We start from the raw sequence: 13,044 nt of genomic DNA on the forward strand, positions 1-13,044 counted from the left end.
CAGGCGGGCATCAGATCGGCGGCGGGTCGAAGTCGAGGTCGAGGTGGCGGCGCTCCTTGAAGGTGCGAAAATCGGCGTGGTCGTGCGGGAGGATGCGGGCGTACCGGCTCTCGATGTCGGCGGCCAGCCCCTCCGCCTCCTCGGTCCGGCCGAGGGCACGCAGGTCCGCTGAGAGGTTGCCGGCGCAGGCCAGCGTCATGGGGTGGTCCTCACGGACCAGATCACGCAGCCGCGGCAGCGTGTCCTCGCCGATCTCGACGGCTCGCCGGAAGTCGCGGAGTTCGGCGAGGTCACTCGCGAAATTCGTTGCGACGGTCAGGTAGTAGTGATGATCCTTGCCCACTGCTGTCTCGAGCGCCGCCAGTGTTCGCTCGTTGAGATCACGTGCCTCGAGCGGAGAGGCGATCAGCCGCAGTAGCAGCGCGTGGTTGCCGGTGCAGGCCAGTGTGTAGGGGTGGTCGGGACCGTAGACCCTGCGGTAGCGCTGCACAGTGTCGGCGGCGAGTTCCAGGCTCTCCTGCACCCTGTCGGCGTTGCGCCGGACATTCGCCAGGGACATCGCCGCCGCCAGCGTGTCCGGCTGGTCGAGGCCGAACAGGCGAAGGCATCGGCCGTGAACGTCGCCCGCCAAATCCTCGGCGCGGCTCACCTCGCCGAACCGACGCAGCGCGATGGACAGGTCCTTGGCGGTCCGAAGCGTCCAAGGGTGGTCCCGGCCCAGGTGCTCCAAGCCGTAGGCGTACGCCTCCTCGCCGACGTCGCATGCTTTGCTGTACTCGCCGTTGAGCCGGGTGGCCCGGGCAAGCCCGTTCCAGATGGCCAGGACGAAGGCGGCGCCGATGGTACGGCCGGCTTGGTCTGCCAGGGTGTACGCCTCCTCGTGGAGGAGGATCGACTCGGGGAACCGGCTGCTGAGGCTGTAGTCGACGGCCAGGTTGTTCGTCGCGCGCAGGGCCCGCGGATCGTCGCTGCCGAATGCCTCGACGTGCGCGCTCCTCGACTCCTCGTCGTGCGTGAGGGCTTCGCGGAACCGCCCGCGGGCCCGCAGATCGGCGCCGATGCTATTGATCAGCGGGAAGATGTCGTCCTCGGGGAGACCGGCGGCGCGCATCTTCTGCAAGGTGCTCTGGTTGAGCGCGTAGGCCTCCTCGTACCTGCCCAGATCGCGGAGGATGTTGCCCTTCTCGCGCAGGCACCGTAGCGCGTCGGCTCCGGGTGCCTCAGAGCTTTCCGACCAGTTCTCGATGAAGCGGTCGACGTATCGCTGGGCTGATGAGAAGTTTCCGGAGAGATACAGATAGCGAGTCATGTCCAGCGCCATGGACCGAACTTTGTCGTTGACGCTGGTCTCCACCTTGGTCGGCTCGAGGTGCGCGACAAGGTTGCGGAACTCCTCCCAATAGCGGGCCTCATCGGGATTCTTGGGCAACGCCCCGACGAGCAGTTGATGCACGTCGGCCCGGATCTCTTCCTGCTCGGGTTCGGGGAGCGACTCGCGGACGAGCGCCTGGATCAGCCGGTGGACCTGCACGGTCCGGCTGTCCAGGTCGATCCTCAGCAGGGCGTACCGGCCGAGCTCTCCGATCGCCTGGCTGAGGTGGATCGGCCTGGACAGCAGTTCGGCGAGTTGCGGCCGCTGGACACCGCGTGATCGGAAAACGTCGCGGGGGATCGGTTCCGGACCGAACAGCGCGCAGCAGCGCAGTAGCTCGACCGCTTCGGGCATCCGCTGGCCGAGGTTGGTGACCGATATGCGCCACGCGGCCGTCATCGACATCGGGTACTCGTTCGGCTTGCCGACCGAGAGTAACTGTCCCGTTTCCCGATGCAGGGCGTCCAGATAGTCGGCCGCTGTCATGCCGGTCTGGGCCAGCAGCGCCCCCGCCTGGTCCAGGGCGAGCGGGAGGTCGCCCAGTTCCTCGGCGAGCTTGTCAGCGTGCTCCGGTTTCATCGACGTGGAGACCCGCTTGCGCAGGAACTCGACGCTTTCCTCCCGGGTGAAGACATCGATGGAGATCGTCTCGACGACGCCTTCCCAGCGGTTGTTCCGCGACGTGATCAGCACATGCCCCGGCCCGCGGGGCATCATCTGGTTGATGTCCTCGGGCTGGTCGGCGTTGTCGAAGATCAGCAGCCAGTGCCCGTACGGCTCGCCGCGCCGCAGCGCCTCCAGAACGGCGGTAGCGGCGTCGTCCACGCCGGCCGCGGCCGCCTGGGGTAGATCGAGGTACGGGGCGAGCTGGGCGAGAGACGAGCGGACCAGCATGGGCTGGTCGGCCGGTATCCACCAGACCAGGTCGTACTGGTCCAGATAGCGCCAAGCGTATTCGATCGCCATCTGGGTCTTGCCCACGCCGCCCATACCATGAAGAGCATGCAGCGCGACCGTGGTCGAAGCTCCCGAGACATTCGAGCGTAACGCGTCCAGCTGTTCCTCGCGGCCCGTGAAATTCTTGTTGCGCAGCGGCAGCTTGCCCAACACCGCCGGGCTCCGTCGCTGGCCTTCCTCGGCCGTCTGCAAACGGTCCACGAGTCGCCTCCGCGTGGTCGGCTTGTTGCCTACAGGGTAGGGGAGAAACGACGGTCTCGATAGCAACCCTTTGCGACATTCAGTGTGAATCGGTTAAGTGTGGAGCATATAGAGTGGAGAAAATCTTTTCCGGGTGCCCCTAGGCCCACGTATGGGTCCGTATGTAAGCTCGTCACGTTGGTACCAGAGACTCCGGCCTGAGGAGAGGCTCATGCAGCCGCGACGGCTCGATGATGTGCAAGACGGCCTGATCGACGTGTCGAAGCTGTCGCTCGACGATCTTGATGAGCTTGATCAATCCGTGTTCGGGCTGGTCGTCCAGGAGCTCCTCGACCCCGACCGGCGCGACAGCACGCCCGTCGCAGGGTTCACGTCGTACACCGACAGTATCGACTGAGACACGCATTCGTACAGGTTCCGGATAGCTTCAGTGCACTCTGACGTTCAATTGTGCCCTCACACCGATCGCTTTGGCCGGCACTAATCTGACGTTCACTTTCCGGGAGCCCAAAGCGTGCGGGATTCGCACCACGGTCGGCCCTTCTTCATATTCATTCGAAGAAGGGCCGTATGGCTTGCGCAGCGACGCATCATGAACGATGGCGTTCCGCGCAAGGCTGCCGTAGTGCGGTCACCGCTTGTGAGCCGGCGGAGCTGGGCAGGTCAACTGGCGTACCAATGGCAGCGGTACCACCACCACGGGCAGCACCGGTAGTACGGATAACGGTAGTGCCACCACCAGCACCACAGAGGCCGGAACGGGAACCAGTCATGCCAGGGAAGTATCTGATTGACCGGAACGATCTCCGGCAACTGCAGATCCGTGAGGTGCCGCTCGTCCAGTTCAAGGCCGGACTCTCTCGCGGCCTCAAGGACGTGGATCTGCTGTTGACCTCTCTGAACTCTCGCCTCGACCACCTCCCGCAATCGCTCGAAGGTGTCGTTGGCTTCCGCGTTCGCCCGAACCAGCGTTTCATCTAAGGGTGACATTTCGATCTCCCCTTTCACCGCGACGCAGCAGCAGCCTCCTCGCCCGACGCGAGTGATCTCGACTGCAAGCCCAATTTCACATTCGCTCGCAGAACCGCGTTCGGCCACCCCTGATCAGGAGATGGCCGGTGACGGTCACGAAGTAATTGATCAAATGTGGATGACGCCTGGATGACAGCACCGCGGGCCTCTTTCGACAAGTCCCACTCTCCAGCAGCATGGCTGCCTAGGAGCATTTCAGGCATCAGAGCCAGATTGACTGCCGCAATTTGAAGGCGTTTCTGTCGACAGTTGCTGCCCGGCTGGGATCAGGTAAAATAGCCGAACCCATAGTGCGACGCCAGAAGCAGGATCCCGGTCGCGAGACGCGGAAGATTTCTGCTCAGCTACTCAGGTTCTCTCCGCATACGTTGACCGAGACCTCATTAGCTAGTACGGCATCGACAACCGGAGAGTGCTATTGCTGGTTTTGCTCGTTTGAGCACCCTCACGACGCCGTTGCATTGCGTTTTTGTGGCCTGCCCAACCTGTATCGTCTGGTGATCGCCGACCAGGTCGCCTTCGTCACGTTCTACTGGGCGGTCCGAGCTCGGGCGCGACTGTCCCGCCTCTGGCGCGCCGCCCTGGCCTGATGTACGACTACGCCCTGCTGCTCCTCCAGACGGCCCGACCCAGAGCCAGTCGGAGAACACCTGACGCGGGCAGAAGTCTGAGATCAGGTGAGGTGGCCCTCAAGGGGCGTGGGGAGGAAGGGGGTCGGTGCACGGCAGGCGGGCGGCCAGGACGTCGAAGTGGCGCTGGCGAGACCATTCCCGGTGGTTCCCGATGACGTAGAGGCGGCGCCTCGCGCGGCTGACGGCGACGTTGACGAGGTTGGGCTTCTGCGCGGCCCAGCTCTTGGCGCCGGGCCTGGCCGGATCGCCGCCGAGGACGAAGATGACAACGTCGGCCTCTTTGCCTTGGGCAGTGTGAATCGTGCCGCCGCGTAGCCCGCGAAAGGCCGGGTTCTGGCAGAGCCGGTCGATCTGGACGGCCACGTCGCGGAAGGGGGAGATCACGAAGATCTGGTCGAGAGCGATGCCACAGGCGTCCCGCAGGCCGGTCAGGACGCGGCGGAGTTCGACGCCCTCGGCGGGAATCCAGTGGCCCTGGGATTCGGTGGAGACAACGTTGATCCACTTGCTGTCCGGTGTGGACGTCCGCGGGGGCGGGGTGATGTCGGGGAACGGGCCCTCGCGGCCGGTGACGCTGTAGACCATGAGACCGTCGTAGGCGACCTGATTGGAGATGGTGAACATGGGTTCGTCGCAGCGGCGATGGGCGCGCAAGGGGGACCCGACCCAGACGAGATCGTCCTCTCCGGGCAGGTACGTGCCGTAGCGGCTGGTCTGATCGGCGAGCTGTTGTGCCGAGGTGCGTTGTGGCAGCCATGTCTCCTGGACGCGAAAGTGGCGGCGCAGGGCCTGCTGTGCGGTGAAAGGCAGGGTGACGACGGGTTCGAGCTGCCGGGGGTCGCCGACGACGACCGCTCGCCGCGCCCGCCACAGCGCTCCGACCGCCATTTGCGGAGCGGCCTGGCCGGCCTCGTCGATGAGCAGCCAGCCCAGGCTTTCCCGGCCGAGGTGGGAGAAGACCCGGTCGAAGGAGGCGAAGGTCGTTGACACCAGCGGTACGACGAAGAACAGGCTCTGCCAGGCCGCCTCGACCGCGGCGACTGGCGCGTCGCCGGGGACGGCCCCTTGCAGGACGTCCATGGCCGCGCGCAGGTTGTCGGTCATGGTGCCGGCCTGGTCGGCCAGGAACGCCTGATGCAGGCGCAGCGCCTCCAGGAAGAGGGCGCTGCGGGCCTCATTCCATGGTGCGTCGGTCCAGGGGGTCTGTTTCTCCCGAGATTCTTCGTTCGCCCAGAGTTCGCTGTCCGGGAACGAGTCGCCCCATATGGCGCGCGCCCGATCCATTCGTCCGCGCAAGGTCGTAATCTGGTCTTCGAGGGAACGGCAGCGTCGCCTCAGGTGGGCGACTCTCTCACTGGCGGAACGCACGGCCTCCTGCTGGACGGCCAGGGCGTGCTGAGCGGTGGCCAGTTGTTGGCCCGCGGTCATGAGCGCAGCGGTCAGCCGCTCGTTCTCGGCGTACCAGGTGCGGGTGGCCCGGCCCCAGGTGAAAAGCGCGTCAAGAATGCTGGGCTTGGCCGCGGAGTGCGCCGCCCGTTCCTCCTGGCGGTGCCGGTGCAGTTGCGTAGCCTGGTGGACGACCGCCTGGGCGTCCGCTAAGTGGCGTTGGAGCGCGGTGATCCGTTGTTGTTCTCCGTTCAATGCCCCGAGCGACGAGTCGAGTTCGCGTTCGGCGTCGGGGAGCGAGCGGGTCAGCTCGTGGGCATCGGCGCGTTCGGTGCGCAGACGCTCCACCTCATGCAGGGCTTGACGGAACGCTGCTACGGCCTCCCGCCAGCTGGGTGCCTTCCCGCCGCCCTGTTTGTATTGCTTGAGGATGTCCATAAGACCCGGTTCATCGGTATCCCGGTCGCTGAACCAGAACGAGCCGACGAACTCCTGCCGATTCCTCTTGTTGCCGAGCCGGGCGGCGACCGTTCCCCATGCCTCGATCGGCGTGCCTCCCTTGTGGAGCACCCGTGCGGCCAAGCCGGAGAAATAGTCGGCGGGCATGTGCACCGCGCCGCGCTGCGGCAACTCCAAGGAGACGTTCTCTACCGCGCCGTTGTTGGCCGAGGCGACCACCACCTCGAAGCCCGTCAGTCGCGGCTGCCAGAGGCGAACTCGCCGCGGGTAAGGCTGGTTCGCGGTCTTCCACATCCCACTGCCTGTGAACGCCGCCATAGGCGAGGTCAGGTCCGCCAGGCGGGTCGCGCGTTCGACCACGATGGCCGCCAGGAGATCACGCAACATCGTGGTCTTGCCCGTGCCCGGCGGCCCGTTGACCGCGATCAGCCCGGCGCCGTCCATCAGGTCGCCGATCGCCGTGTCGACGGCGAATTGCTGGCTGAGCGCCAGCGGCCACTCCGGCCTGGTCGGCCATCGGCCGGCCGGGACGTTGGCGGGGGCGACCCGGTCGTACACCACGCCAGGCCGCTCCCGGACGTCGATGCGCGTTGCCCGGTCGGGGGACTCGCCACCGCGCAGATAGGTGTCCAGTGCGCGCCCGTGGTCGCCGACCGCGACCCGGTCCCGTACCCGTTCCAGGTCCCGGACGAAGAAGCTGTTGAGGAAATCCGAAGAGTCCCCGGTGAACTCGGACTTCACCGATACCGGCACGCTGGCGATGCGGAGTTCGGACGCGTTGAGCACCTCGGTGACACCGAACGCCTCCTTCACCACCGCCGTGAACTTCGCCAGTTCGTCAAAGCCGATCCCCAGGCCCAGCCGGAACCCGCGTTCCAATACCGCACGCGGAGTGTCATCCTCGTCTTGGACTCCCACCAGCCGAGTAAGCTCGTTGGCGCAGCCGTCGCAATCTTCTTCGAATCCGTCCAACCAACCCGGGTCGTCCGGACCAGGGGACAGGGTTCGCCCCGTGGCCCACGCGCACCCCGACAGTTCCTGGGAACCCAGCAGCGGCTGGCCAAACCCGGTGATCGTTAATGCCAGCAGCGCGCTTTCCCCGAGCTTGCGCGCCTCAAGGTCCTCGGGGTCCTTGCCGAAGACGCCCGTGAGCACGTTGCGCACGTTCTCCAGCGAGAAGATCCCGCCGTAGAGGGTGTGCCGCCAGGTCATGCCCTTGCGCAGCCGGACCGACTGGAGTTCATGTCCGTTCTCCCAGGGAAGAGGCTCGCCGGCCCTTACCTCGAACACCCGGGCATGGCGGCTCACTCTAGGTACGGCCTGCGGACTAAAGAGCTCCACCGCACGCCAGAACTCCAGCACCCTGGCATGCTCCCGGCCCGTCTGTCGCACAGCCATCCCCATCAGCCGCTTATGGAGCATCGATGCCAGTCCGAGCCGGTACATACCGGATCGTCAGCTTGGACAATACTAACCACGTCACCGCCTCGCGCGGTCACTTTCTGCCCCACGGCAAGGGCAGGGCAGACCGGTTGCCGAGTAGACCGGCTACCGATCTGGAAGAGGGCTGGCGGGGTGTTTCAGTGGTGCTGCTCTGCACCCATGGCCGGGCGACCGTATGGGCCTCGCTACCGAGGTCTTGTTGCGACAACCAGTCGAAGACGCCGCCGATGTTCGTGTGCGATAGTTTCGTCCTGAATGAGGCTGAGGGGGTCGCTCTCGCTCTGTACAACGGCGGGGGAGGCGTCTTCGAACGAAGGTGCGAATTCCAGAAGCGTGAAGGAAGGAATCGCGGCGCTGTGGTCGGCGTCGAGCGACAGTATCCGTAGTTTCACGTGGAGCGCGCGAGCATCGCCAACCTGGCGCGAGAGCAGGACCCGTCGATTATCACTGCAAACGCAGCGATCGCGGCCTCAGTTCCTGCCGCCACATGCGTACCTGTATAGGTCACGCTCGATGGGTTTTTGTCCAAGTGAAAGCGGGTGCGCCGTCAGGGACTTGAACCCCGAACCCGCGGATTAAGAGTCCGCTGCTCTGCCAATTGAGCTAACGACGCCTGTCAGTAGGGGCTCCGGCCGTGGCCGGTGTCCCTGGCGACAGGAAGAACAGTAGCAGCAGCTGTGGACCTGCGCGAATCGGTTACTCCTTGGCCGGGAGGACGCTCATCATGCCACGCCAGAGGGCGATGGCGGTGGCGCGGGAGCCGACCCCGAGCTTGGCGTAGATGCGGTTGACGTGGTTCTTGACGGTCTTCTCGCTGAGGAAGAGCTGGCGCGCGATCTCCCCGTTGGAGCGGCCGGTGGCGATGAGGTCCATGACCTCGGACTCGCGGGCGGACAGGCCGAGGGAGAGCCGGGAGGCGTCGCGGATACCGCGAATCAGGTCGCAGACCGTGAAGGAGCCGGGGACGAGGTGGCCGGAGGCGCCACCGCGCAGAGCGGCCTCGACCCCGGCGTCGTCGGGGGAGGCGAGGACGAAGACGCGGGAGGCGCGGCTGAGGGGGGTGGCGTGGCCGGTGCGCGCGGCATCGGCGTCCAGCAGGACGATGTCGGGGCGCAGGCGCTCGGCCAGGTCAACGGCATCGCCGGCCTTGGCGGTCTCGGCGATCACCTGGAGTTCGTCGCTGGCCTGGAGTAGAGAGACCACGTCCGCTCGGACATGCGGGTCGCGGTCCACTACCAGTACGCGCAGTGGCGCCGTTGCATCGACACTCATCCGTTGCCCTTGGGTGTCGTTGGGGGGGTTATATGAACGGAGCATAACCGTCCGATCATTCTGAGTCGATGAACCACGCCGGGTGTGAGGAAGGCTCCGGCGGGTGATCGGGGCCTGGTGCTCGGGGTCGGGGAGGGGCGGCGGTCTCGATTTCGGGACTGAGGGGCCCGCGTGACCTGCGGGGAAGACTGTGTGCACCTGCTGCCACCCTGGGTGCCCGTCCGCAGCCGATCAGGTCACCGGCCAGACCGGCTTGACCAGTATCGGCTATCCGGGGCACGACCTTGCCTGGCTTCAGGGAGCGGCCGTTCGCCGAAGGTGTCTTCCCGGGGATCAGACGTATCAGCCGCGCGTGAATGGTCGACGATCGCGAACTGGACGAGCGCAGGGTCGCACTCTCGATGCGAGATCGCTCTTGAAAAGGGAGTCAGGGTGCGGCGCATGACACAGGAAAGCCCTGGGCATCTTGGTGATGGCCAGGGCTTTTCGCTGGGGTGAGTGAGGGGACTTGAACCCCCGACATCTTGGACCACAACCAAGTGCTCTGCCAGCTGAGCTACACCCACCGTGGCCGGGCGCGTAGCCCGGCTCCAAGTAGTGTAGCGGGTTCCGCGGGGTGGGTCAGCCGGTGACGCCTGCGGCCAGGGTGCGGGCGGTCTCGGAGTCGGGGCCGGGTTGGGGGACGAAGACAGCGGCGCGGTAGTAGCGGAGTTCCTGGATGCTCTCGGTGATGTCGGCGAGGGCGCGGTGGCCGCCCTTTTTCTCGGGGCTGGCGAAGTAGACGCGGGGGTACCAGCGGCGGGCCAGTTCCTTGATGGACGAGACGTCCACCATGCGGTAGTGGAGGTGGCTGTCCAGGGCGGGCATGTCCCGGGCGAGGAACGAGCGGTCGGTGGCGATGGAGTTGCCGCACAGGGGCGCTTTCTTGGCGTCTTTGACGTGGGTGCGGATGTAGCTGAGGACGATGTCCTCGGCCTCGGTGAGGGTGACACCGCCGGGGAGGGCTTCGAGCAGGCCGGACGTGGTGTGCATGTCCCGGACGACCTTGGTCATCTGGGTGACCGACTCGGGCGGAGGTTTGATGACAACGTCGACGCCCTCGTCGAGGATGTTGAGCTCACTGTCGGTCACCAGCGCGGCTATCTCGATGAGCGCGTCGTGACGCAAGTCGAGTCCGGTCATTTCGCAGTCGATCCAGCACAGCCGCTCGTTCATGGGTTTCACCCTACGACCATGAACGACTGCGCGGGGCATCGAGTTGGATCGATTTACGAGGTCGGAGCCGTTTCGGTACCGCGCAGGGCGATGTGCTCCGGGACGGGAATGCCGGGGCGGAGCAAAGGGTCGGGAGAAGGCGTGCCGAACGTCTGGTGGACGGGCAGTACCCCGGCCCAGATGTTGAGGGCGTAGTCCTCTTCCTCGTCGCCGGGCGGACCCTGGCGGATCTTGACGGACGCCTCGTCCAGGGGGAGGGCGAGGACGGTGACGGCGGCCAGTTCCTTGCGTGAGGGGGCGCGGGCGATGTCCCACTGGCCGGGGGCGAGTTGCTCGGTGACGATGCGGAGCCCGGTGAGCTTCTCGGCGGGCTCGGTGACGGTGCGGGGAGTTCCGTAGATCATGGCGCTGCGGTAGTTGATCGAGTGGTGGAAGAGCGAGCGGGCGAGGACGACGCCGTCCACGAGGGTGACGGTGACGCAGATCTCCTGGGACGGGCCCGCCATCATGCTGCTCGCGCCCGTGGAGCCGTGGAGGTAGAGAGTGTCGCCTGAACGGCCGTAACAGGTGGGGATTACACGCGGGGTGCCGTCTATGAGGACGCCGAGGTGGCAGATCATGCCGTCGTCGAGGATCTCGTGGAGGGCGGCGCGGTCGGTGGCGGCACGGTCGGGGAGGCGGCCGAGCCGGGTGCGGGCGGTGGCGGACAGTGAGGTCATGTTCATTTACGCTAGGACGGAAGTGGCCTGGTCGGTAGGGCCACTTGAGCCTGAATGCCGGAGACCTCTGTGTCGATCGACCTTCCGCTCGCCGTTGACCGGGAGGCCGGCGAGCCGATGAACGCCCAGCTTGTGGCGCAGTTGCGCGCCGCGATGCGGGAAGGGCGGCTGGCCTCGGGTGAGCGGCTGCCCGGCAGCCGGGTGCTGGCCGGGGTGCTCGGGGTGAGCCGGACGGTGGTGACGGAGGCGTACGAGCAGCTGTACGCGGAGGGTTGGCTGGAGGGGCGGCATGGTTCCGGGACTTATGTGACCGATGTCGTGGCCGATCCGGCGCCCCTTCCGCGGCCGGTGCCCGGGGCGGTGGACCGGGTGGACGCGTCGGGGATGCTGGACCTGCGTCCGGGTATCGCGTGGATCGGGGCCCTGGACACGCCGGGATGGCGGCGGGCCTGGCGGCTGGCGTCGGGGATGCCGCCGCAGCAGCGGCAGGATTCGCACGGGGTGCCCGAGTTGCGGGCGGCGCTGGCCGACTACATCCGGCGCAGCCGGGGTGTGACGTGCCCGGTGGAAGGGCTGCTGGTCACGCGGGGCGCGACGAACGGGCTGGATCTGCTGGCCGCGGCCGTCCTGCGGCCGGGCGATCTGGTCGGGGTGGAGGAGCCGGGGTACCCGCGGGCGCGGGCGGTGCTGGCGGGGCGGGGGGCCGTGCCGGTGCCGTGTCCGGTGGACGAGCACGGGCTGATCGTCGACGGGCTTCCGGACGGGCTGCGGCTGATCTATACGACGCCGTCGCACCAGTTTCCGCTGGGCGGGGTGCTGCCCGTCCCGCGCAGGCAGGCCCTGCTGGCGTGGGCGCGGCGGACCGGCGCGCTGGTGGCGGAGGACGATTATGACGGGGAGTTCCGCTTCGACGTGGGGCCGCTGCCGGCGCTGTACGGCCTGGACCCGGACGTGGTGGTCTACCTCGGCACCACCGCGAAGATCCTCACCGCGGACATGGGGGTCGGCTGGCTGGTGGGCCGGCCGGACCTGGTGGGGGCGGTCGCGTCTCGGCGGGAGGAGCTGAACGACCGGACGGCGGTGGTGCCGCAGCATGCGCTCAGGCTGCTGCTCGAACGCGGTGACCTGGACCGTTACGTCCGGCGGATGCGGGGAGAGTACGCGCGGCGGCGGGAGGTGGTCGCCCGGGCGCTGGGCGGGCTGCGCCTGCGGGGCGGGACCGCGGGCCTGCACCTGGTGGTGGAGGTGCCCGGGCCGGTCGCCGCCCGTGTCGTGCGGGGGGCGGCGGAGCGCGGTGTTCTGGTGGAGACGCTCGAACGCAACTACAGCGATCTTCGCCGGTCGGGTCTGGTGACGGGTCTGGTGATCGGGTACGGCTCGGCTCCGACCCTCGCGGATCTCGGGCGTGGCTGCGAGATCGTCCGCGACCTCATCGGTCAGCTGGACATGACCGACGGCCGGGACGTGATCGGTGCGGACGACGGGGGCGGGTGATCCGGAGTGGCCTTCGAGGGGGGCAGGGCGGACGGACGGCCCGTGGCCGGCTGGGGCGGGTGGGCGGCGTCGCCGCCGCGGGTTCCACGGGAGACCAGCCGGGTGCCGGCGGCGGGCTCCGGGACGGGGAGGCGCGGCTTGGGGATGGGCGCGACGGGGGTGTCGGGGCCGGTGATGCGCCGGATGTCGATGCCGCCCGGGTCGGGGCGGTCGACGATCGGGACCTGGGAGGCGCCGAAGTGGCCGCCGCGGGCCCAGTCCTTGCGCGTGCGCTGCGAGTGGTAGGACTGCGGGGAGGGCAGCGGTGGCCCGGCGGGCCAGCGGCGGTCGATGCCCCACGCGTCCAGCCAGCGGACGATGGTCTCCAGGCCGTTCAGGAGCGTCGCGGTGAAGGGGGAGCGGGCCTGGCCGACGACGACGATCTGCAGGCAGGTGCGCCCCTCGCGGCCGACGTGGTCGCCGAGCAGCCGGGCCGCGCGGGTGGCGGGCAGGAGTTGGACGATCTCGCCGGTGCCGGGGTGCCACACGAGGTGGGCCGGCCGTTCCTCTTTGATCAGGTCGGCGGCGACCGAGCGCGCGGACACGGTACGGGGGTCGGACTCGCTGGCCAACCAGACGACTCGGGGCGCGCCTCCTTGCAGTGCCCCTCCGTCCTGTCGTGCCGGCATGCGACCGGCTCCCGGCAGCCATGCGTCTGCCACGGTGCGTCCCCCCAATCGGGCGGCCTAGTCCCGAATGGTCTAGTCCTCTGTTGTCGCCCAGCGGGACGGGCACGTCCTGCTCGCCGTCATGGGCCGGATATGACGGCTATCGACCTCCGTGGCCGTGGGTGTCCACTCTGCCCGGCTGTCGTCGCTGAGGC

The 13,044-nt window shown here is 67.4% G+C and carries 9 protein-coding genes and 2 tRNA genes; 2 read left to right on the plus strand and 9 right to left on the minus strand.

The features are described from left to right. Positions 1-10 precede the first annotated feature (10 nt). Positions 11-2,530, minus strand: coding sequence for an FxSxx-COOH system tetratricopeptide repeat protein (gene fxsT / locus AMA02S_RS28240; protein WP_245667878.1), 2,520 nt, complete (start codon positions 2,528-2,530; stop codon positions 11-13). A gap of 211 nt (positions 2,531-2,741) precedes the next feature. Here fxsT and fxsA point away from each other — a divergent pair, with 211 nt between their 5' ends. Then, positions 2,742-2,927 (plus strand): FxSxx-COOH cyclophane-containing RiPP peptide, encoded by a 186-nt coding sequence (fxsA, locus tag AMA02S_RS28245; RefSeq protein WP_067463779.1) that lies wholly within the window; start codon positions 2,742-2,744, stop codon positions 2,925-2,927. A 266-nt stretch (positions 2,928-3,193) separates the two neighbouring features. Here fxsA and AMA02S_RS42200 read toward each other — a convergent pair whose 3' ends face one another. The 7 genes from AMA02S_RS42200 to AMA02S_RS28280 form a co-directional block, all read right to left on the minus strand. Continuing rightward, complete coding sequence (locus tag AMA02S_RS42200) at positions 3,194-3,628, minus strand: hypothetical protein (RefSeq protein WP_157430872.1); 435 nt, start codon at positions 3,626-3,628, stop codon at positions 3,194-3,196. Positions 3,629-4,251: 623 nt separating this feature from the next. Continuing rightward, positions 4,252-7,437 carry a DEAD/DEAH box helicase gene (locus tag AMA02S_RS28255; RefSeq protein ID WP_157430873.1) on the minus strand — a complete coding sequence of 1,062 codons (3,186 nt, stop codon included), beginning with the start codon at positions 7,435-7,437 and terminating at the stop codon, positions 4,252-4,254. Positions 7,438-8,022: 585 nt separating this feature from the next. Next, positions 8,023-8,095: transfer RNA gene (locus tag AMA02S_RS28260), tRNA-Lys, on the minus strand. 83 nt (positions 8,096-8,178) lie between these two features. After that, positions 8,179-8,754: a response regulator transcription factor gene (locus AMA02S_RS28265; protein WP_067463784.1), complete on the minus strand. Its 576-nt coding sequence runs from the start codon at positions 8,752-8,754 to the stop codon at positions 8,179-8,181. Between the two features lie 490 nt (positions 8,755-9,244). After that, positions 9,245-9,320: transfer RNA gene (locus AMA02S_RS28270), tRNA-His, on the minus strand. 55 nt (positions 9,321-9,375) lie between these two features. Then, positions 9,376-9,969 (minus strand): oligoribonuclease, encoded by a 594-nt coding sequence (gene orn, locus AMA02S_RS28275; protein WP_067463787.1) that lies wholly within the window; start codon positions 9,967-9,969, stop codon positions 9,376-9,378. A gap of 53 nt (positions 9,970-10,022) precedes the next feature. Further along, complete coding sequence (locus AMA02S_RS28280; protein WP_067463791.1) at positions 10,023-10,688, minus strand: pyridoxamine 5'-phosphate oxidase family protein; 666 nt, start codon at positions 10,686-10,688, stop codon at positions 10,023-10,025. Between the two features lie 54 nt (positions 10,689-10,742). Between AMA02S_RS28280 and pdxR the strand changes: the two genes are divergently transcribed. Further along, the gene (gene pdxR, locus AMA02S_RS28285; protein WP_067463794.1) at positions 10,743-12,182 is read left to right on the plus strand and encodes a MocR-like pyridoxine biosynthesis transcription factor PdxR; all 1,440 of its coding nucleotides are present in this window, start codon (positions 10,743-10,745) and stop codon (positions 12,180-12,182) included. On the opposite strand, the gene AMA02S_RS28290 is transcribed toward pdxR, so the two are convergent. Next, positions 12,125-12,850 (minus strand): hypothetical protein, encoded by a 726-nt coding sequence (locus tag AMA02S_RS28290; RefSeq protein WP_245667879.1) that lies wholly within the window; start codon positions 12,848-12,850, stop codon positions 12,125-12,127. The two genes, pdxR and AMA02S_RS28290, sit on opposite strands and share 58 nt — an antisense overlap. Between the last annotated feature and the right edge of the window lie 194 nt (positions 12,851-13,044).

The sequence above is a fragment of the Actinomadura macra NBRC 14102 genome, from assembly GCF_001552215.1.
Lineage (GTDB): Bacteria > Actinomycetota > Actinomycetes > Streptosporangiales > Streptosporangiaceae > Spirillospora > Spirillospora macra.

Coding starts and splice junctions, on each gene's coding strand:
- fxsA (WP_067463779.1), top strand. CDS start 2,742: ATGCAGCCGCGACGGCTCGATGATGTGCAAGACGGCCTGATCGACGTG.
- AMA02S_RS28255 (WP_157430873.1), bottom strand. CDS start 7,437: ATGGCTGTGCGACAGACGGGCCGGGAGCATGCCAGGGTGCTGGAGTTC.
- AMA02S_RS28265 (WP_067463784.1), bottom strand. CDS start 8,754: ATGAGTGTCGATGCAACGGCGCCACTGCGCGTACTGGTAGTGGACCGC.
- orn (WP_067463787.1), bottom strand. CDS start 9,969: ATGAACGAGCGGCTGTGCTGGATCGACTGCGAAATGACCGGACTCGAC.
- AMA02S_RS28280 (WP_067463791.1), bottom strand. CDS start 10,688: ATGACCTCACTGTCCGCCACCGCCCGCACCCGGCTCGGCCGCCTCCCC.
- pdxR (WP_067463794.1), top strand. CDS start 10,743: ATGCCGGAGACCTCTGTGTCGATCGACCTTCCGCTCGCCGTTGACCGG.
- AMA02S_RS28290 (WP_245667879.1), bottom strand. CDS start 12,850: ATGCCGGCACGACAGGACGGAGGGGCACTGCAAGGAGGCGCGCCCCGA.